The organism is Agrobacterium sp. 22-226-1 (assembly GCF_053522345.1).
In genome coordinates this window covers 400857-420694 of the sequence record NZ_JBNWCP010000003.1, presented here as the reverse complement: position 1 = coordinate 420694, position 19838 = coordinate 400857, and the positions used below count along the sequence as shown (strand labels likewise).

Annotated in this window: 21 protein-coding genes; 10 read left to right on the top strand and 11 right to left on the bottom strand. The window is 60.5% G+C overall.

What is annotated here, in order from left to right; genetic code table 11:
- Nucleotides 1-6 precede the first annotated feature (6 nt).
- The 5 genes from trpC to ACQZ5K_RS07785 form a co-directional block, all read right to left on the bottom strand.
- Entirely contained in the window at nucleotides 7-822 is an 816-nt protein-coding gene (gene trpC, locus ACQZ5K_RS07805; protein WP_080816898.1) for an indole-3-glycerol phosphate synthase TrpC, read from the bottom strand.
- A 10-nt stretch (nucleotides 823-832) separates the two neighbouring features.
- Nucleotides 833-1846 (bottom strand): anthranilate phosphoribosyltransferase, encoded by a 1014-nt coding sequence (gene trpD, locus ACQZ5K_RS07800; RefSeq protein ID WP_448740056.1) that lies wholly within the window; start codon nucleotides 1844-1846, stop codon nucleotides 833-835.
- A 16-nt stretch (nucleotides 1847-1862) separates the two neighbouring features.
- On the bottom strand, nucleotides 1863-3755 hold the full coding sequence (locus ACQZ5K_RS07795; RefSeq protein WP_269314758.1) for a peptidylprolyl isomerase: 1893 nt from the start codon (nucleotides 3753-3755) through the stop codon (nucleotides 1863-1865).
- A 271-nt stretch (nucleotides 3756-4026) separates the two neighbouring features.
- Nucleotides 4027-4161, bottom strand: a complete 135-nt coding sequence (locus ACQZ5K_RS07790; protein WP_003522748.1) for a hypothetical protein — start codon at nucleotides 4159-4161, stop codon at nucleotides 4027-4029.
- Between the two features lie 40 nt (nucleotides 4162-4201).
- Entirely contained in the window at nucleotides 4202-4381 is a 180-nt protein-coding gene (locus ACQZ5K_RS07785) for a hypothetical protein (RefSeq protein WP_003522749.1), read from the bottom strand.
- A gap of 436 nt (nucleotides 4382-4817) precedes the next feature.
- On the opposite strand from ACQZ5K_RS07785, the gene coaD reads away from it, so the two are divergent.
- The 6 genes from coaD to ACQZ5K_RS07755 all read left to right on the top strand — a co-directional run bounded on the left by coaD (nucleotide 4818) and on the right by ACQZ5K_RS07755 (nucleotide 10110).
- Nucleotides 4818-5312 carry a pantetheine-phosphate adenylyltransferase gene (coaD, locus tag ACQZ5K_RS07780; protein WP_080851830.1) on the top strand — a complete coding sequence of 165 codons (495 nt, stop codon included), beginning with the start codon at nucleotides 4818-4820 and terminating at the stop codon, nucleotides 5310-5312.
- A gap of 29 nt (nucleotides 5313-5341) precedes the next feature.
- Entirely contained in the window at nucleotides 5342-5911 is a 570-nt protein-coding gene (locus ACQZ5K_RS07775; RefSeq protein ID WP_448740055.1) for a peptidylprolyl isomerase, read from the top strand.
- A 37-nt stretch (nucleotides 5912-5948) separates the two neighbouring features.
- On the top strand, nucleotides 5949-6458 hold the full coding sequence (locus tag ACQZ5K_RS07770; RefSeq protein WP_020810245.1) for a peptidylprolyl isomerase: 510 nt from the start codon (nucleotides 5949-5951) through the stop codon (nucleotides 6456-6458).
- Nucleotides 6459-6702: 244 nt separating this feature from the next.
- Entirely contained in the window at nucleotides 6703-7785 is a 1083-nt protein-coding gene (gene queA, locus ACQZ5K_RS07765; protein ID WP_448740054.1) for a tRNA preQ1(34) S-adenosylmethionine ribosyltransferase-isomerase QueA, read from the top strand.
- Nucleotides 7785-8915 carry a tRNA guanosine(34) transglycosylase Tgt gene (tgt, locus tag ACQZ5K_RS07760; RefSeq protein ID WP_080856425.1) on the top strand — a complete coding sequence of 377 codons (1131 nt, stop codon included), beginning with the start codon at nucleotides 7785-7787 and terminating at the stop codon, nucleotides 8913-8915. The genes queA and tgt overlap by 1 nt, the downstream gene beginning before the upstream one ends.
- 37 nt (nucleotides 8916-8952) lie before the next feature.
- A complete protein-coding gene (locus ACQZ5K_RS07755) occupies nucleotides 8953-10110 on the top strand; it encodes an aminodeoxychorismate synthase component I (RefSeq protein WP_448740053.1) in 1158 nt (385 codons plus the stop codon).
- On the opposite strand, the gene ACQZ5K_RS07750 is transcribed toward ACQZ5K_RS07755, so the two are convergent.
- From ACQZ5K_RS07750 to ACQZ5K_RS07730, 5 genes are all read right to left on the bottom strand, one after another.
- Nucleotides 10111-11388, bottom strand: a complete 1278-nt coding sequence (locus ACQZ5K_RS07750; RefSeq protein WP_448740052.1) for a type III PLP-dependent enzyme — start codon at nucleotides 11386-11388, stop codon at nucleotides 10111-10113.
- Complete coding sequence (locus ACQZ5K_RS07745) at nucleotides 11372-12904, bottom strand: AMP-binding protein (RefSeq protein ID WP_448740051.1); 1533 nt, start codon at nucleotides 12902-12904, stop codon at nucleotides 11372-11374. The genes ACQZ5K_RS07750 and ACQZ5K_RS07745 overlap by 17 nt, the downstream gene beginning before the upstream one ends.
- Nucleotides 12901-13164: an acyl carrier protein gene (locus ACQZ5K_RS07740; protein ID WP_020810249.1), complete on the bottom strand. Its 264-nt coding sequence runs from the start codon at nucleotides 13162-13164 to the stop codon at nucleotides 12901-12903. Before ACQZ5K_RS07740 ends, ACQZ5K_RS07745 begins: the two co-directional genes overlap by 4 nt.
- A 105-nt stretch (nucleotides 13165-13269) precedes the next feature.
- Nucleotides 13270-14010 carry a hypothetical protein gene (locus ACQZ5K_RS07735; protein ID WP_448740050.1) on the bottom strand — a complete coding sequence of 247 codons (741 nt, stop codon included), beginning with the start codon at nucleotides 14008-14010 and terminating at the stop codon, nucleotides 13270-13272.
- A gap of 287 nt (nucleotides 14011-14297) precedes the next feature.
- Nucleotides 14298-15425 (bottom strand): S-(hydroxymethyl)glutathione dehydrogenase/class III alcohol dehydrogenase, encoded by a 1128-nt coding sequence (locus tag ACQZ5K_RS07730; protein WP_003525152.1) that lies wholly within the window; start codon nucleotides 15423-15425, stop codon nucleotides 14298-14300.
- Between the two features lie 277 nt (nucleotides 15426-15702).
- Here ACQZ5K_RS07730 and ACQZ5K_RS07725 point away from each other — a divergent pair, with 277 nt between their 5' ends.
- Genes ACQZ5K_RS07725 through ACQZ5K_RS07710 form a run of 4 tightly spaced genes read left to right on the top strand, consistent with a single transcriptional unit; the run spans nucleotide 15703 to nucleotide 18235 of the window.
- The gene (locus ACQZ5K_RS07725) at nucleotides 15703-15993 is read left to right on the top strand and encodes a hypothetical protein (protein ID WP_155246288.1); all 291 of its coding nucleotides are present in this window, start codon (nucleotides 15703-15705) and stop codon (nucleotides 15991-15993) included.
- Nucleotides 15941-17068, top strand: coding sequence for a pilus assembly protein (locus ACQZ5K_RS07720; RefSeq protein WP_155246289.1), 1128 nt, complete (start codon nucleotides 15941-15943; stop codon nucleotides 17066-17068). Before ACQZ5K_RS07725 ends, ACQZ5K_RS07720 begins: the two co-directional genes overlap by 53 nt.
- A gap of 1 nt (nucleotide 17069) precedes the next feature.
- Nucleotides 17070-17636 carry a TadE/TadG family type IV pilus assembly protein gene (locus ACQZ5K_RS07715; RefSeq protein ID WP_174056914.1) on the top strand — a complete coding sequence of 189 codons (567 nt, stop codon included), beginning with the start codon at nucleotides 17070-17072 and terminating at the stop codon, nucleotides 17634-17636.
- Complete coding sequence (locus tag ACQZ5K_RS07710; protein WP_020811361.1) at nucleotides 17633-18235, top strand: TadE/TadG family type IV pilus assembly protein; 603 nt, start codon at nucleotides 17633-17635, stop codon at nucleotides 18233-18235. Before ACQZ5K_RS07715 ends, ACQZ5K_RS07710 begins: the two co-directional genes overlap by 4 nt.
- A gap of 6 nt (nucleotides 18236-18241) precedes the next feature.
- On the opposite strand, the gene trmFO is transcribed toward ACQZ5K_RS07710, so the two are convergent.
- Nucleotides 18242-19684 carry a methylenetetrahydrofolate--tRNA-(uracil(54)-C(5))-methyltransferase (FADH(2)-oxidizing) TrmFO gene (gene trmFO / locus ACQZ5K_RS07705; protein WP_448740049.1) on the bottom strand — a complete coding sequence of 481 codons (1443 nt, stop codon included), beginning with the start codon at nucleotides 19682-19684 and terminating at the stop codon, nucleotides 18242-18244.
- Nucleotides 19685-19838 lie beyond the last annotated feature (154 nt).

Below are 19838 nucleotides of genomic sequence, written 5' to 3'. Positions count from 1 at the left end.
GGTGCATTATTCCGCTGCCAGAATGCCGGATTGGCCGGTCAGCAGCGCTTTGGTCGCCGCTGTCACATCGTCCTTGCGCATCAGGCTTTCGCCGACGAGGAAGGTGCCGATGCCGCTTTTTTCGAGACGCTTACAATCCTCGAAGGTGAAGATGCCACTTTCGCCGACCAGCAGCTTTTCCGCCGGCACGAGGCCTGCGAGCTTCTCGCTGGTTTCGAGGCTGACTTCGAAGGTGCGCAGGTTGCGGTTGTTGATGCCGAGAAGCGGCGAGGAAAGCTTCAGCGCCCGTTCCGTTTCTTCCTCATCGTGCACTTCCACCAGCACATCCATGCCGAGCGCGAAAGCCTCGTCCTCAAGGCGTTTCGCCTCGTCGTCGGACAGCGAGGCCATGATGAGGAGAATGCAGTCCGCGCCCCAGGCGCGCGCCTCATGCACCTGATAGGTCTCGAACATGAAATCCTTGCGCAGCGCCGGCAGGGCGCACGCATTGCGGGCGGCGGTCAGGAATTCCGGGGCGCCCTGAAAGCTTGGGCTATCCGTCAGCACCGAAAGACAGGCGGCGCCGCCGGCTTCATAGGCGGCCGCCAGCGCCGGCGGATCGAAATCCGGACGGATCAGGCCTTTCGAGGGGCTGGCCTTCTTGATTTCGGCGATCAGGCCGAACTTGCCTTCGGCCTGCTTTGCCCGGAGCGCCCTGTAGAAACCGCGCGGCGCACTCTGGTCTGCGGCCATGGCCTTCAGATCGGCCAGCGAAACCTTCGCCTTGGCGGCGGCGATTTCCTCGCGCTTGTAAATCTCGATCTTTTTCAGAATGTCGCTCATGATCTCGCTCTCATTCTTCGTTGGACACGGCAACCAGACGGTCGAGTGCGGCTGCGGCCTTGCCGCTGTCCAGCGCCTCGCTGACGATCGCCATCGCCTGAGACAGTGTTTCCGCCTTGCCGGCGATAACCAGTGCTGCGGCCGCGTTGCACAGCGACACGTCGCGATAGGCGTTGCGCTTGCCGGACAGAACGTCGCGCAGCGCCGCCGCATTGGCAATGCCGTCGCCGCCCTTCAGATCTTCCATGGAAGCGGGCTCGACACCGAAATCCTTCGGCGTCAGGTCGAAGGTGCGGATCTTGCCATTTTCCAGTGCCGCCACATGGGTAACGCCCGTGGTCGTCACCTCGTCCATGCCGTCGCCATGCACGACCCAGATGCTTTCCGAACCCAGATCCCGCAGCACTTCGGCAAGCGGCACCAGCCAGCGCGGCGAAAAGACGCCGAGCAGTTGCCGTTTGGCGCCGGCCGGGTTGGAGAGGGGGCCGAGCAGGTTGAAGATGGTGCGCGTGCCGAGTTCGACGCGGCTTGGGCCGACATGGCGCATGGCCGAATGGTGCAGCTGCGCGAACATGAAACCGAGACCCGCCTCGCTGATGCAGCGGGCGATGAGTTCCGGACCGATATCGAGCTTCACGCCGAGCGCCGAGAGCGCATCCGCCGTGCCGGATTTGGAGCTCAGCGCCCGGTTGCCGTGCTTGGCGACCGGCAGGCCGGTGCCGGCGACGATGATCGAGGCGAGCGTCGAGATATTATAGGTGCCGATGCCGTCACCGCCGGTGCCGACGATATCGATGGCATTGGCGGGGGCCGAAACCGGCAACATGCGGGAACGCATGGAGGAGACGGCGCCGACGATTTCGTCCACCGTCTCGCCGCGCACGCGCAGCGCCATCAGGAAACCGCCGATCTGCGACGGCGTGGCTTCGCCCGACATCAGAATGTCGAAAGCCGCCCGCGATTCCTCGCGGTTCAGGCTTTCTCCATTGGCGACCTTGGCGATCAGCGGCTTCAGTTCGGCCATCTTGTCGCCCCCCGGGTTAGAAGCCGACCATCGCCTGATCGGCGAGGGCCTGATTGATGGTGACACCATAGTCATTCTGCAGGCGGTTGACCATCTGGTCCAGCATGTCGTCGCCGGCCGCGCGGGCAATGGCGGCGAACTGCTGGTCGTCATTGGCGAGCGCGTCGGCAGGCGCGTTGGTGTCGACCGAGGTGACCTTGAAGAGGATACGGCTGGAACCGTCGGCATCGGCCGCCGTACCCACCTTGCCCTCCGCGCCGGAGAAGACCGCCGCGATCGTCTGCTGGCCGAAAATAGCGTCTTCGCTGTTGCGGCGCAGACCGGATTTCTGTTCGACGGCAAGGCTCAGCTCACCGGCCACGGCTTCCAGCGTGTCGCCCTTTTCGACGCGCGCCTTCAGTTCCTCGGCCTTGGCGGCGAGTGCGTTGCGCTGCTGCTCCGCCGTCCAGTCGGCCACGACATCGTCGCGAACTTCGGCAAGCGTGCGGTCGCGGGCGGCGATGATCTGGTCGACATCGAACCAGATGTAGCCTTCACGGCCGAGATTGATCGGCAGCGCTTCCGTGCCGGGTTCGGTCTTGAAGACCTCCTGCGCGAGCTGCGGGGAGGGCAGGCCCTGAACCGCATCGCCCTTTTCATCGAGGCCGGAAGCGTCGATGGCGGCGATGGTGACGGGTTTCAGGTTCAACTGCGTTGCCGCATCGGCGAGCGAAGAACCGCCGGCGCGCAGATCCTCGTAACGGTCGTGAACATTGGTGATTTCTTCCGCAGCGGCGGCGGTGGCGAGGTCCTTGCGGATATCTTCCTTCGCCTCTTCCAGCGTGCGGGTCGTTTCCGGCTTGATGCCGGTGACGCGCAGGAGAACCGGGCCGAAGGAACCCTGGACCACCGGCGATACGCCACCGTCCTTCTGGATGGCGAAAGCGGCGTCGGCAATCGACTGGTCGGGGATGGTATCCTTGGTGAATTCGCCGAGCGTGACGTCGGAAGCGGTCTTGCCCTGATCCTTCACCACCTGGTCATAGGTGGTGTTGCCGAGGCGGATCTGCTCGGCGGCGGCCTCTGCCATTTCCTTTTCAGGGAAGGTCAGTTGCTCCACCGTGCGACGGCCGGCGGTGCGGAAGCTGTCCTTGTGGCTGTTATAATAATCGGCGATCTGGGCGTCGGTGACGGCGGCCTGATCGGCGATATCGGACGGCTCAAGCTTCACATAGGTGAACTTGCGGAACTCGGGCGCGCGATATTTCGTCTTGTTGGTTTCGAACCAGGGGGCAAGCACGTCGTCGCCCGGCGCCTTGACTGGCGGAATGACGGCGTTCGAAAGAATGACGTAATCGACGGCGCGCTGCTCGTTGCGATATTGCTTCAGCGCATCCACCAGCACCTGCGGTGCGGCAAAACCGTCGGAAACGGCTTCGACGATCTGGCTGCGGACGGCGACCTTGCTGCGTTCCTTGATATAGTCATCCTCACGGAAACCGGAATTGCGCAGGCGCTCGCTGAAGAGATTGCGGTCGAACTGGCCGTTCACCGCCTTGAAGGCCGGGTCTTCGGCAATGAGATTGGCGAGGCGGTTTTCCGAGAGGCCGAGATTCATCTTCGAGGCGAGCTCGTCAAGCGCTGCACCGGCCGCAAGCTGGCTGAAAACCTGACGGTCAATGCCGAAGGCCTTGGCCTGCTCGGTCGTCAGCCTTGTGCCGAACTGGCGGCTGAGATCGGAAATCTGGCGCTGATAGGCGAGGCGGAATTCCTCGGGGCTGACCGTCTGGTCGCCCACCGTCATGACGGCGTGGGAATTGGCGGTGACAAGCGATGCGGAAACGCCCCAGATGCCAAAAGAGACAACAAGCAGGAGAAGCAGCAGCTTGGCTGCCATGGTTCGAGAAGCATTTCTCAGGGAATCGAGCATCGTTATGCAAACCTCACAGGAACGTCATCGCGGTCGCCGGCTGTCCGGCCCGCAACGTATCGGCGTTCCTTAAATCAATCCAAACGGAAATTGAAGGGAATTTGCCTTGGAAAAACGGGGTTTTGAAAACGCTTGTGTGATTGGAGGCGGGATTTTCCGCCATCGTCTTCGCCGTGTTGCCCCCCGCGAGGCGCAAAATAAAACCGCCCGGAAGGTCCAGGCGGTTGATAAAGAATCACTTTTAAGCGGCCGTCTGCCCGGCCCGTCGCGCTCAGAAGGCGCGGTCGCGCCGGATCATCGCCTTGAATTCCTCGTCTTCACGTCGCATCTCGGCGACCACGGAGACCATCGATGTCACGAACATAACGCTGATCAGGGCAAGAAGCATTGTCAGAAATGTGAACATGATATCGTCTCCGGGAGTTTCGAGAAAATTCTCTCCGTTATCAGTAGTAATTCATATACTGATAACGGGCGGTCAGCTGCGGATAGTCCGGGCCCAGCTTTTCAGGCTTCTGTTCATAAAGGCTAAACGTCGTTGCTACCATTGCGATAACCAGTACTGTCCAAGCTGTGCTGATGACGCTGATTTTCGCCGAAGTAGACTGTTTTTCTCTTATAAACATCTGTCCGTTCCTTTGGTTCTTTCTTAACGCGCCATGTCTCGACATGTTCCGCGTCAACCGTAAAAATCGATTAGCATCGCGCCTGTGAAACTTCCTTGAATGGCTCGTTCATCTGGCGTTCAGGAAACTGGCTGATGTCGTCATTCGAGAAAAAGATACTCGGCTGCGAATGAAGCGATGATCGAAAGGACGATCATGAAGGCCAGCATTTTCAATTCTCCGGATGCTTAACGAGTGAGGGGCGTTTCGGTTTCCCGATGCCGTGCATTTAGACAAAATAGCTGTGAAACCGCACTGAACGGCCCATTCATCCGCGGTTCACGCCGCAGCCGCGCTTGTGAGGGGTGGTTATAAAGTCTTGCGCCGCGTGCCTCTCCATGACAAAAGGCGGCACATATGCTGAAGCGTCGAGACGCGCCCACCACCTGAGAGCGATATGACGATTGCCTTTTATCCAGGATCCTTCGATCCGATGACCAACGGACATCTGGATGTGCTTCTCCAGGCGCTGAACGTGGCGTCGAAAGTCATCGTTGCGGTCGGCATTCATCCCGGAAAAGCGCCGCTGTTCAGCTTCGAGGAGCGGGCAGGGCTGATAAAGCGGGCGCTTGCCGAACATCTGCCGGGCGAAGCAGCGCGCATGGAAGTCGTCTCCTTCGATAATCTCGTCGTCGATGCCGCCCGCCAGCACGGCGCGCGCCTTCTGCTGCGCGGCCTGCGCGACGGCACCGATCTCGACTATGAAATGCAGATGGCCGGGATGAACCGCCAGATGGCGCCCGATATCCAGACCGTATTCCTGCCCGCCGGCACCTCGTCGCGACCCATTACAGCCACATTGGTCCGGCAGATCGCCGCCATGGGCGGCAATGTCGACGCCTTCGTGCCGAAAGCCGTGCTTGAAGCCCTCAACGCCAAGCTGAAGCGCTGACTTCAGCCTCACATTCTGGAGCCAATCCGATGAAACTCGTTCGATTTGCCTTTGCCGGCGCCATGTTTGCAGGCGCACTCGCCGCCAGCACCTTCGCTTCCGCCGCCGAACTCCTGACCGTGCAGCTGAAGGACGGCCCCGTTGTCATCGAACTGATGCCGGATGTCGCGCCCAAGCACGTGGCGCAGATCGAGGCGCTGGCCAAGAAGGGCGCTTATGACAATGTCGCCTTCCACCGCGTCATCGACGGCTTCATGGCGCAGACCGGCGACGTGCAGTATGGCAACCTGGAGAAGGGCTTCAGCGCCCAGCGCGCGGGCACCGGCGGTTCCGACCTGCCGGATATTCCGGCCGAATTCTCCAAGGTTCCCTTCACGCGCGGCGTGGTCGGCATGGCCCGCTCGCAGGATCCGAATTCCGCCAATTCGCAGTTCTTCATCATGTTTGCCGACGGTCCGTTCCTGAACGGCCAATATACCGTGGTCGGCAAGGTCGTGTCCGGCATGGAAGCCGTCGACAAGATCAAGCGCGGCGCCGGCGGTAACGGCGAAGTTTCCAACCCCGACCGGATGATCAAGGTCACCGTCGGCAAAAAGTAAGGTAAGGGCAATGGAGCCCGAACAGAGGAGAATAGTCATGGCCGAGATCAAGGATCCGGAAAACACCATCATCATGGAAACGACGACCGGCAAGGTCGTGATCCAGCTGCTGCCGGAAGTTGCTCCGGGCCACGTCGCCCGCATCAAGGAACTCGTATCGGAAGGCGCTTACGATGGCGTCGTTTTCCACCGCGTCATCGAAGACTTCATGGCCCAGACGGGCGACGTGAAGTTCGGCAAGAAGGGTGCGGAAAGCTTCAACCCGGCCCGCGCCGGCATGGGCGGCTCCGACAAGCCGGACCTGAAGGCCGAGTTCTCCGCCATTCCGCACGTGCGCGGCACCTGCTCCATGGCCCGTTCGCAGAACCCGAACTCCGCCAACTCACAGTTCTTCATCTGCTTCACGGATTCGCCGTGGCTCAACAAGCAGTACACCGTCTGGGGCCAGGTCATCGAAGGCATGGAAGCCATCGACAAGGTCAAGCGCGGCGAGCCGGTGAAGGACCCGGATTCGATCGTTTCCATCAAGCTCGCTTCTGCGGCCTGAGGGATAATGAATCACGCCGCCCCGCAGGCAACTGCGGGGCGGTTCGAATGTTGAGAAGGTTGTCAGAACCTCTCCGTCGTCATCCTCGGGCTTGTCCCGAGGATCTAACCACGTTGACGTTGTGGATCGTTAGATCCTCGGGACAAGCCCGAGGATGACGCCTCGTTAGAGGAAGTCTTGTCACCACCTTCCACCCGCCCCATGCAATGCAGGGCGGGTTTTGATATTTTCGAGAGCCTTTGCAATGCGTGTAGACCTGTTCGATTTCGATCTGCCCGAGGAGAATATCGCCCTGCGCCCGGCGAACCCGCGTGATAGCGCGCGCCTGCTCGTCGTCGATCCGAATGAGAACCGCATGGAAGACCATCGCGTCTTCGACCTGCCGTCCTTCCTGAAGCCCGGCGATGCGCTGGTGTTCAACGATACCCGCGTCATTCCCGCCCAGCTGGAAGGTGTACGCCTGCGCGAAGGTGCGCCGGAGACGGCGGTTTCGGCCACGCTGCACATGCGTACCGATCAATCCCGCTGGAAGGCCTTCGCGCGTCCCGGCAAGCGCATCAAGCAGGGCGACCGCATCCGTTTCGGTTATGAGCGCGACAATGCCTGCGGCCTTGCCCATCTGGAAGCCACCGTCGAGGAGAAGGGCGAGGAGGGCGAGATCACGCTGCTGTTCGACGTTTCCGGCCCGGTATTGGACGAGGCGATTGCCTCCGTCGGCCATATTCCCCTGCCGCCCTATATCGCCGCCAAGCGCCCGGAAGATGCGCAGGACCAGATCGATTACCAGACCATCTACGCCCGCGAAAAGGGAGCTGTTGCCGCCCCCACCGCCGGGCTGCATTTCACGCCCGACCTGTTCGAAGCTCTTGACAAGGTGGGCATCGAGCGGCATTTCGTGACGCTTCACGTTGGGGCAGGCACCTTCCTTCCGGTGAAGTCCGACGATACAGACGACCACAAGATGCATTTCGAGATCGGCCATGTGTCGCAGGAAACCGCCGACCGGCTGAATGCCGTAAAGGCGCGCGGCGGACGGATCGTTTGTGTCGGCACGACCTCGCTGCGCCTGATCGAAAGTGCTGCCGACGAGAATGGCGTTATCCACCCATGGTCCGATGCCACCGGCATTTTCATCACGCCGGGATACCGCTTCCGTGCGGTCGATATTCTGATGACGAATTTCCACCTGCCGAAATCGACGCTGTTCATGCTGGTTTCGGCTTTCTGCGGTCTCGAAACGATGCGTGACGCTTATAAGCACGCCATCGAAACCGGATACCGCTTCTATTCCTATGGCGATTCCAGCCTGTTGTTCCGGAAAAACTGATGCACGACAAATTCACCTTCACCCTGAAAGCCACGAGCGGCGGCGCACGCCTCGGCGAAGTCGCCATGCCGCGCGGTGTCATCCGCACGCCCGCCTTCATGCCGGTCGGCACGGTCGGCACCGTCAAGGCCATGTATCTCGATCAGGTGCGGGAGCTTGGGGCCGATATCATTCTCGGCAATACCTATCACCTGATGCTGCGGCCGGGTCCGGAGCGTGTTGCCCGCCTTGGCGGTCTGCATGAGCTGATCCGCTGGCCGCATCCGATCCTCACCGATAGCGGCGGTTTTCAGGTGATGTCGCTTTCCGGTCTGCGCAAGCTCGACGAGAAGGGCGTGACCTTCAAGAGCCATGTGGACGGTTCGCTGCACCACATGTCGCCGGAACGCTCCATCGAAATCCAGGGCATGCTCGATTCGGATATCCAGATGCAGCTCGATGAATGCATCGCGCTGCCGGCAGAGCGCAAGGAAATCGAGCGCGCCATGGAAATGTCGCTGCGCTGGGCCGAGCGCTGCCGCGTCGCCTTTGGCGAGCAGCCCGGCAAGGCCATGTTCGGCATCGTGCAGGGCGGTGACCAGCCGGATCTGCGCATCCGCTCCGCCGAAGGGCTGAAGCAGCTCGATCTCAAGGGTTATGCGGTCGGCGGCCTTGCCGTCGGCGAGCCGCAGGATGTGATGCTTGGCATGCTCGATATCACCCTGCCGGTCCTGCCCACCGAAAAGCCGCGTTACCTGATGGGCGTCGGTACGCCCGATGATATCCTGAAATCGGTAGCGCGCGGTATCGATATGTTCGACTGCGTGATGCCGACCCGCTCCGGCCGCCACGGGCTTGCCTTTACCCGTCGCGGCAAGGTCAATATCCGCAATGCCCGCCATGCCGAGGATATGCGCCCGCTCGACGAGCAGTCCAACTGCCCGGCCTCGCGCGATTATTCCCGCGCCTATCTGCACCATCTCACCCGCGCCAATGAGGCGCTGGGCGGCATGCTGCTCTCCTGGCACAATCTTGCCTATTATCAGGAGCTGATGCAGGGTATCCGCAAGTCTATCGAGGAAGGCCGTTTCGCCGATTTTTATGCGGAAACCATCGAAATGTGGGCGCGGGGCGATATAGACCCCATCTGACTCTTCCCGAGTTTTTCTCCTGTTTCGGACGCTTTCCTTGGCACACGCGCCTTACGTTCTTTTCCGGGATGACACGACCGGCACGGTGACAGCCTTCACCGAGCCGGAAGAGATCATCGTCGCGGATGAACCGGCGTCGTTTTTTGCTGCGCTCAAGCGTATGGAAGAGCTGCGGCGGGCCGGGAAATACCTCGCCGGCTATATGTCCTACGAGGCAGGTTTCCTGTTCGAGCCGAAGCTTGCGCCTTTCGCGGACGAGCCTCGCAACGTGCCGTTTCTCAATTTCGGCGTCTTTTCCGGTCCGCAGCCGGATGAGGGACGGTTTGCGCGCCCGGCAAATCTGCCGGATGCGGATGCGTTTCTGTCCGATCCCGTGCCGGCATGGACCCTTCAAGACTATTGCCAGCGTTTCGAGCGGCTGCACGGGCATCTGCGTCGTGGCGACTGTTACCAGGGCAATCTGACCATGCCGGTCCATGCCCGCTGGAGCGGCGATCCGCTGACGGCCTTCTGGTCGCTGATCGAGCGGCAGCCGGTGAAATATGGCGCGCTGGTCGATCTCGGCGGCCCGGTTATCCTGTCGCGCTCACCGGAACTGTTCTTCTCGGTCGACGGGGAAGGTTTCATCGAAACCCATCCGATGAAGGGAACGACGCCGCGCGGGGCCGATGCGGAAGAAGACCGGGCGATTGTCGCCGCAATGCTGGCGGACGAAAAGACGCTCGCCGAAAACCGCATGATCGTCGATCTGCTGCGCAACGATATTTCCCGCATTACCGAAGTCGGCAGCCTTGATGTGCCGCGGCTGTTCGATATCGAGACCTATCCGACCGTGCACCAGATGGTCAGCCATGTGCGGGCGAAACTTCTGCCTGACGTGACGGTGGAAGATATCTTCGCCGCCCTGTTTCCCTGCGGCTCCGTTACCGGCGCACCGAAAATGTGGGCGATGAAAATCCTGCGCGAGCTGGAAGCGACGCCGCGCGACGCCTATTGCGGCGCAATCGGCTTCATGTCTCCAAATGGTGAGATGCGGTTCTCCGTGGCGATCCGCACGCTCAGCCTGTTTGATGACGGCCGTGCCGTCTTCAATGTCGGCGGTGGTATCGTCTTCGATTCCGTTGCCGAGGCGGAATATGACGAGTGTCTGCTGAAATCGAAGTTCGCGGTGGGGGACAGGTTGCTGCGGGGGTGATTATCGCCCGATCACCTCAAACACCCCATTCTCCACCAGCACCTCCTTCGCCGCCGCATGGCTCAGAAAACCCGCAGGGCTGGCGCTGGCGCCATAGGCGCCCGATTGCAGGATGGCGAGGAGATCGCCGGCCTTGAGCTTCGGCAGCGCCGCATTACGGGCGAGCGTATCGAGCGGCGTACAGAGCGGGCCGACGATGGTTGCCGTTTCCTCATGCTCCGCCTGCATCATGGCCGGTGCGACGATGGGATAGTTGCGCTTGACGATCTGGCCGAGATTGCCGGATGCGGCGAGGTGGTGGTGCATGCCGCCATCCATCACTACGAAGGTGGTGCCGCGCGAGGTCTTTACCGAATTCACCTCCGCCACATAGACGCCGCCAGGACCGGCGAGGAAACGGCCGGGTTCCACGATGACATGGGCGTCGGTTATCAGCGGATGCGCCTTCAGGAGCGCCTTGAGATCTGGAATGGCGGCGCTGACTTTTTCAAGATCGAGCGGCGTTTCGCCTGCGAAATAGGGAATGCCGAGACCGCCGCCGAGATCGATGGTTTCGAGCGGCTTACCGAGCATCCCGGCCATGCGCGCGGCAAGGGAAATGCCGTGTCTCCATTGGGAGACAAGCATGTCGGCATCGAGAATCTGCGTGCCGCCGTAGATATGGACGCCGACGAGATCGATATATCGGGCGTCCTTGAAGAGCGGCAGGACATTTTCCAGCTCTTCCTCATCGAAACCGAAGGCGGTGGCCTTGCCGCCCATTCGCATCGCGCCGGCCTGTGCATCCGGCACCGGATTGATGCGGATCGACGCTTTGACCGGCTTGCCGAGTGCCTCGATGCGGGTGATTTCCTCGGCGCTTTCGATGTGGATTTCGCCGATGCCGCCCTCGATCACTTCGCGCAACTCGGCCATGCCTTTGCCGGGGCCGGCGAAAATGATGTTTTCCGCTGCGACACCGGCCCTGATGGCGGCGCGATATTCGCCGACGGAAGCGATTTCCGCACCCGCACCCTCCTGCCGGAAAAGCGAGACGATGGCGGGCAGGGGATTGGCCTTCACCGAATAATAGATATCGGCAAAACCGCCGAGCGCGGTTTCGAGATCGCGATAGGCGCGGCGCATGGCGGCGGCGTCATAGAGGAAGCAGGGCGTTCCGGTCCCGGCGACAATATCGCGCACGGGAAGTCCGCCGATCATCAGATCGTTCTCGCTTGTGTCGAATAACGCGGCTGCAAAAGCCGGGCCGTGGCTCTGGGGTTTATCCGTTGGCGCCATTGTCCGTCCGTTCGCGCACCAGCGCGCGGTAATCCACCTTGCCATTGGCCGTGACCGGCAGCCGTTCCACCAGTTCGATGGCGCGGGGGATCATGAAGGGGGCGAGCATTTCGGCGGCCTTCTTCAGAGCCGCCGTCACATCGATATTCTGGTTGGCGGCAGTCGCCACGGCATGGACCTTTTCGCCCGCAAAGGGGTCCGGCAGGCCGATGACGGCGACCTGCTGGAAAAGGCCTGTCGACATCAGGCTTTCCTCAACCTCGGTCGGGCTGATGCGATAGCCCGACGATTTGATCATCGCATCGTTGCGGGCGACGAAGCTGAAGAAACCATCCTCGTCCTCCACCGCCAGATCGCCGGAATAACACACGGTCTCGCCACCCATCGCCGCCGGAATGAAGGGGTGAGGGCGCAGCACCTTTGCCGTATCCTCCGGCCGGTTCCAGTAACCCAGCGAGACGGTTGGGCCGCGATGCACGAGAATGCCAGGCTCACCCGGCTTCGCCCTCTGTCCCTCGGCGGTGACGATGAAGATTTCGCATTCGGGAATGGCCTTGCCGATGGAGGTCGGGCGGCGGTCGATCTCATCGGGGGGGAGGAAGGTGGAGCGGAAGGCTTCCGTGAGGCCATACATCAGGTAGATTTTCGTATCCGGCAGCTTCTCGCGCAGCGCTTTTACGGTTTCCTGCGGCACGCGCCCGCCGGAATTGGTGATGTAACGCAGATGCGGCAGAGGTGTCTTTGTGAGCGACGGGGCCGCTTTCGTCAGGATCGCCCAGATCGTCGGCACGCCGGCGAGACCCGTGATGGTATGGTCGCGCAGATCGCGGACGATCTCATCGCCCAGCCGGAAGGTGGAGATGATCGTGGCCGCGCCCTGTTCCACCGCCGTCAGCAGCTGGTTCAGGCCATAATCGAAGCTGAAGGGCAGCAGGGACAGAATGCGGTCTTTGCCGGTGATGTCCAGATAGGTGCGTACGATGCGCGCGCCGGCCAGAAGATTGCGGTGCGACAGCATCACGCCCTTCGGCGAGCCGGTGGAGCCGGAGGTATAAAGAATGGCGGCCAGGTCTTCGCCGATTGCCGCTGAAGGCCGGGCGGGTGTGTCGGCGCGGGCGTCTATCTCTTCCGCCAGCAGCACCGTGACGTCGGGAAGGTCTTCCAGTGCCGCTTTCAGCTCATCCATCATCGCGGCGTCGCTGATGACGATTTTTGCGCCGCAATCCCTGACGATATGGCGGATCTGCTGCGCCTTCAGTAATGCGTTCACCGGCACGAAGACGCCGGACGCCATGCTCACGCCAAAGATCGACCAGCATTCCTCGATGCCGCGCGGCAGATAGATGACGACGCGGTCACCGCGTTGCGCTCCGGCTTCCTGCAATGCCGCCGCGCAACGGGCCGCCGCTGCGGCAAATTCGCGATAATTCAGCGATCGGTCCTTGTGGACGAGGGCCTGATCGTCGCTCGCCGCGCGGGCGGTAAGCAGGTGGTGCAGCAGGAAATGGGGTGTCATCTCCTCCGTTCCCTGAGGACGAAGGCGATGAGATCGGCCGGCGTGCCGAGATTTTCAGGCGTGAAATGTTCGTCATCGAGAATGATGCCGAAACCCTCGCCGAGGAAGATCATCAGTTCCAGAAAGCCGAGCGAATCGATCACGCCGCCTTCGAGAAGCAGCGTGTCGGCGGAAAAGGGGGCATAGGCGGGAAAACGGTTGGAGAGATAGGAATAGATGGTATCAGCAACGTCGATTTCACTCTTTTTCGCTGCAAGCATGCTCGTTCTCCGATTTCCCGCGTGTTTCCCAATGACCTGCCCGGAACGGCGCTTTTTCTGTAAAGGCCAAGATTCCGTCAAGTCGCGCACGACTCACTAAAATACCTACGGTGGCAATAACACCAACTCTGAGTATGCTTCGTTAATAAATCGTGGGTTCCATGCGCCTTTTACTTGTATCGGTGCAGATTTATGTGCGGCAAGCCCGCCGGCCTTTCGCTCTGCGCCCGTTGCCGCCATGGTCAGCGCAAGCCGGCCATGGCCAAGAAGGTGGCGGGCAATTGCGGATATGTGCCTTTGCGCAACCTGCCGGTCTTCGCAATGGATGAGACGCGCGGATGGCAATCTTTTGGTCGTGGTTTTCAGGAAGACCAGCGGGTAATGGCGGTTCTCCGCCTCCATAACCGCCACGATGCAGCCGAGACGGGCGTGGTCTTCCAGCATGTCGCGCATTTCGGCGGAGAGTATTTCCGGTTTTATCTCTCCTGGCGGGCGCAGCCGTGCGCTTGCCGGGCGAAGCGCTGCAAAGGGCAGCGGATAAAAAAGCGTGCAATCGGTCACCGTCGCAAAGCCCAGCCTCTCATTCAGCTTGCAGGCTTCGGGAGAGGGGGTGAGATCGGTAAAGATTTCGTCCTCATTGGAGGAGGCCATCTGCAACATGCGCGGGGCGAACCAGCGGCAGGAAGGCTCCACATACCAGCTGGACAGGTTGACGACGATCCTGCCGGCCTCCGGCAGACGGCTTTTGATCGTCAGCAGAACGCCTGCGGCATCGTCGCCCTTCATCAGCAATTGCCCGATAGGGCCGAGTTCGCGCCGCTCGTGATGTTCGCTGACGAGCGACAACCCGCGCGACCAGAAGGCCTCGCTTTTTTCCGGGAAGCCTTTCGCCAGAAGAGCGACGGCGGCGACGCGGTTTCCGTTGTCGATCGGTACGATTTTCAGGGTCGCTCTCCGCAGATCTGGCGTCGTTCTGGGCGGAGAGGGATTTTCAACTCCACCGCGTAGTATCGGCTTACGACGATAGATTTACCGTCCCGTTAATCGCAATGGCTGCAGCGGGTTGGAGGCGATCACATTTGCATGAATGGCGGGCGCGCGCGGGTACGCGCGCCCGCCTGCGTCTTGTCCAATCAATAAACCACGACGCCGCGAATGCTTTCGCCCTTATGCATCAGGTCGAAGCCCTTGTTGATGTCTTCGAGCGGCATGGTGTGGGTGATCATCGGGTCGATCTGGATCTTGCCTTCCATGTACCAGTCGACGATCTTCGGCACATCCGTGCGGCCGCGTGCGCCACCGAAGGCCGTACCCATCCAGTTGCGGCCGGTGACCAGCTGGAACGGACGCGTGGAGATTTCCTGGCCGGCGCCGGCAACGCCGATGATGACCGACTTGCCCCAGCCGCGATGCGAGGCTTCCAGCGCCTGGCGCATGACTTTGGTATTGCCGGTGCAATCGAATGTGTAATCCGCGCCGCCGATCAGGTCGCCATTGCGCTTCGTCATGTTGACGAGATAGGGCACGATGTCGTCGCCGACTTCCTTCGGGTTGACGAAGTGGGTCATGCCGAACTTCTCGCCCCAGGCCTTGCGGTCGGGGTTGATATCCACGCCGATGATCATGTCCGCGCCGGCAAGGCGCAGGCCCTGCAGCACGTTGAGGCCGATGCCGCCGAGACCGAAGACGATTGCGGTGGAACCGATCTCGACCTTGGCGGTGTTGATGACCGCACCGATGCCGGTCGTCACGCCGCAGCCGATGTAACAAACCTTGTCGAAGGGCGCGTCGGGATTGATCTTGGCGAGCGCGATCTCCGGCAGAACCGTATAGTTCGAGAAGGTCGAGCAGCCCATATAGTGATGGATCTTGTCCTTGCCGATGGAGAAGCGCGAGGTACCGTCCGGCATCACGCCCTGGCCCTGGGTGGCGCGGATGGAGGTGCAGAGATTGGTCTTGCGCGAGGTGCAGGAATAGCATTCGCGGCATTCCGGCGTGTAGAGCGGAATGACATGGTCGCCCTTCTTGACCGAGGTAACGCCCGGTCCGACATCGACGACGACGCCCGCGCCCTCATGGCCGAGAATGGCTGGGAACAGACCTTCCGGATCGGCGCCCGACAGGGTGAAATCGTCTGTATGGCAGATGCCGGTCGCCTTGACCTCAACCAGCACTTCGCCGGCGCGCGGGCCTTCGAGTTGAACGGTCATGACCTCAAGCGGCTTTCCGGCCTGAATGGCAACTGCGGCGCGAACGTCCATATCTTATCTCCTGGCATTGTCTTGTGATTGAACAGGGCTGTTTTGCCCGAGCTTGGCTGGAGGGACAAGGGGCGAGCCCAAGTTTGTGTTTTCGGAAGAAACCGTGAATGCAAACCCCACACTGCCGTCACGCGGTCATACGATTTTATTGTCGAGCTCTAATTTACTAATAAATAAACTAAGCATATGAATTTGCTTAATATTTTTAGGTTCCGATTGAGCTTTGATTTACGGTTTGCGTGTTAATTGACCCCTGTATTTCAGTGGTCAGGCGAAGTTGCTCGAAAAGCAGCGCCGCCGGCGACCAACGAGCAATTTTCGAGCGACCGGCGTGAGCCGGACATTTTTTAGCGTCGCAGAAAGCCAGGCCTGTCGCTTTTCACAGCGCGCCTTTCCCATGGCGATGAGCGACATGAGACGGTGTTTTGATGACGAGCAGGCGGATAAAAAAAGCGGCATGGAAATGGAGCCTATTTTCATCGCTCCTCAGGGATCGCGCGGGTACCTTCGCCATCATGACCGCGCTGCTGCTGCCGGTCTTTATCATTTTGCTGGGGCTGCTTTTTGAGGGTGGCAGGGCGCTGGCCTATTACAACCAGTCAAAGCGGGTCATGGCGATGGCATGCGAAAGAGCCACCAAGCCGACTCGCACCTTCACATTGTCCGATGAAGTGCGGCGCGCCAATGTGGCCGGGGCCTTCGATGCGATGATTCAATCCACCAAGCAGAAGGTCCTCTCGCGAGACGTGCAAGTGAAATGGACTGAGACAAAAATCAATGCCGAGTTCAGTTACGGGCTGATTTTCTCGGAGATGTTCAATCTCGAGAAGCTGAAATATCGCCTTGATGAGTCCTGCGAAGGTATCCCGCCCTATCCCGAGGACGATGCGGTTATCATTGACAATATGTTCGAGAGCAACGCTCTCGGCGTCGAGCGGGTTTTGAAAAACGGCGTTACCAAGGAAACCCCCGGCGGTTGCTGGGGTGTCTATCCCTATTCGGAGATCGGATGGGATGGCGGGACCGGCCCCGGCGTCGAGTTGCAGGACTGGAGCAGCCCCTGCTGCCGCCGCAACCACAATTGGGAGGGCTATCCGGCGGGAATGCAGAGCAAGAAACTCAACGAGGCCCCTACCGCCAACGACAAAGCCTGCACTTTGAAGGAGGTCGATAAGGCAAAGACCACCGACAAGATCGAAATCGACAAGAAGGCGGGCACCGAGCTCTCATTGCCAACCCGTTATGTCATGGAGCTCGACAGCGACTGGGGCCCGCCTAAGCCCGGCAAGAAAAAAAATATCGAAGCCAATAGTTCGATCTACAAGGATGTCGAGCTTCATCCCGGAATATATAAGATCATGGTTTGGTATAATGGGCGCCGGGCCGTCGAGGACGTGGAAAAAACAAACGGAATCAAGATCTCGCTCCAACAGCTCCTTCCTGACCTGCAACCCCAGCAGCGGGTGTGGGAGTTGACCCAGGATAAAAACAGTATTGCCTGGACGCCGAGGGACTACAGTTTCAGGGTCAAGGCCTACTCCATCTATCGGGTGACGATTGAGGCAACCGGCCTGAGCGACAGCTTCGGTGGCATCATCACCGGTTTCCAGCTCATCTACGTGGATCGAATGGAAGAGGGCTGAGATGAAGTCCTTACTTTTCCCGCGTCAGGATAAAAGCCGTGGTCGCCCGCGCAGATGCCTGTTCGCGCATGCCGCCTGTTACCGGCTATTTGGCGACCGAAAGGCAGCAACGGCGGTCGAGACGGCGCTGCTGTTGCCGCTGTTTTTTGCGCTGATTTTCGGGACGCTCGAAATAGGCCTGCTGATGCTCTATTATCTTTATCTCTCGTTCGCATCGAATGCGGGTATCGAATATCTCCGCAAGGCGGCGGCGGACGGTAAACCGGCGACCGAGATTGCGTTGCGCAAGGCAATTTCCTCTCGCTTTATTGGCGGGACGGATGAGACTACTCTCAAGATTGCTCTTTTGCCGATCCCCGACGACGATATTGCCGAAGCCAAAGTGCCCATACCGATCGTGAACGATTTTCGCCCGCCCGCCGATACCGCCGGGCAGTACATTCTGGCCATCGGCTACAACTGGAATTTTTTGATGCCGACGACGCGTTTCCTCGTGCCGGACACGGGCGGCATTCATCAGTTGCGCAATATTTCCCTGGCCATCACTGCCGTGCGGGTGACGGAATGAAAAAGGCGACATGGTTTTTGCGTCTTGCTGGTTTCGGCCGTTGCCGTTCTGGTGCTGCGGCGGTGGAAATGGGGCTTTTGGCGCCGCTGCTCGTCCTTATGCTTGCAGTGATCATTGAGGTCGGGCGGGGTTGGCTGAGCTATGACCGGTTCATGACGATAGTCGACAATTCAGCGCGCTGGGCGGCAAGATTCCCCGAATTCGAGGAACGGGTGCGCACGGGGGTTCCGAGCTTCGTCGTCCTTTCCGGCAGCGGCATTCTCCAGACGGGCAAACTCGACCTGACGCTGAGAAGCGTCAAACTGGTGGATAAGGTCGCCCGGCTGCAATTTCCCGCCCACAATTTTCTGGGATCTGCCGAAGATGTGCCATGGGAGAAAACCGTGATTGCCAACGGTTTCGTTGCTCAGGAAGCTATCATCGTCGTCTCCGGTCGCTACAGCTACCGGCCGCTGATCTCGGTCCTGGCCGATATCACGCTCAAATTCGAATATGTTGCGGCGGTCAACCCGTTCTTTTCCCAGCGATATCCTTACCAGAGCGGCAAATCGGATTTCGCAAAGTGGAACCTCAAGCGCTCGCCATTCAAAGCAAACTGATCGGCCTCAGACAGCCTCTGTCTCGGCCTGGCTTTCGCCGAGCCACGCCGCGCAATCCCGCAACGCCCGCGCTGCAATAAGCTGGCGTTTCATGATCGTCTTGTCCTTGCCGCGAAAACGCTTCACGCCTTCCGGCTTGACGATGGAGCCCGGGGCCAGTTCCGGGAAGAGGCCGAAATTGATGTTCATCGGCTGGAAGGAGCGTTTGCCCGGCTCATCATCGGAAGAGAGGTGGCCGCCGGTGATGTGGTTGAGGAGCGAGCCGAGTGCGGTGGTGGCCGGCGGCAGGCTTGGGGCCTCGCCCTTCTGTTCGGCGGCGGCGAAGCGGCCGGCGAGAAGGCCGACGGAGGCGCTTTCCACATAACCTTCGCAGCCGGTGATCTGGCCGGCAAAGCGCAGGTCCGGCCGCGATTTCAGCTTCAGCGAGCGGTCGAGCAGGATCGGGGAATCGATATAGGTGTTGCGGTGCAGGCCGCCGAGGCGCGCGAATTCCGCATTTTCGAGGCCCGGTATCATGCGGAATACATCCGCCTGAACGCCGTATTTCAGCTTGGTCTGGAAACCGACCATGTTGTAGAGCGTGCCGAGCGCATTGTCCTGTCGCAGCTGCACGACGGCATAGGCCTTGACGGTGGGGTTATGGGCGTTGGTCAGTCCCATCGGCTTCATCGGGCCGTGGCGCAGCGTTTCGCGGCCGCGCTCGGCCATGATCTCGATCGGCAGGCAGCCATCGAAATAGGGCGTGCCTTCCCACTCCTTGAAACCCACCGTATCGCCGGCGATCAGCGCGTCGATGAAGGCGTTGTATTGCTCCTCGTTCAGCGGGCAGTTGATGTAATCCTTGCCCGTGCCGCCGGGGCCGACCTTGTCGTAACGCGACTGGTACCAGCAGATATCCATATTGATGCTGTCGCGGTGGACGATGGGGGCGATGGCGTCGAAAAAGGCGAGCGCATCCTCACCCGTCTCGGCCTGGATGGCGGCTGCGAGATCCGGCGAGGTCAGAGGGCCGGTGGCGATGATCGAGTTGCCCCATTCCTTCGGCGGCAGGCCGTTCACCTCTTCGCGTACAATCGTCACCAATGGGTGACTTTCCAGCTCTTTCGTCACGGCCTCGGAGAACCCGTCGCGATCGACGGCAAGCGCGCCGCCGGCCGGCACCTGGTGTCTGTCGGCGCAGGACATGATGAGAGAACCGGCAAGCCGCATTTCGGCATGGATGACGCCGACCGCATTGGCCGTCGCATCGTCGGAGCGGAAGGAGTTGGAGCAGACCAGTTCCGCCAGCGTATCGCCCTTATGCGCATCCGTACCGCGCACGCCGCGCATTTCATGCAGGATGACGGGCACACCGCTTTGTGCGATCTGCCATGCGGCTTCCGAACCGGCCAGTCCGCCGCCCACGACGTGAATGGGAGAAGTGGTCTTGTCTTGCATGCTGGCGTCCATGGGCGGCCGCGGGGCAAAGGCTCCCGTCCGGCGGCTGTCTTTCGAGTGATTGTTCCGCACGGGTCCCGAAGGACGCGGCATTGTTTGCGGATGCACTAGCATGCATGGCCGGGGCAGCCAAATGTTTTTGAGGGTGAGGGATGTGAGGGAGGGG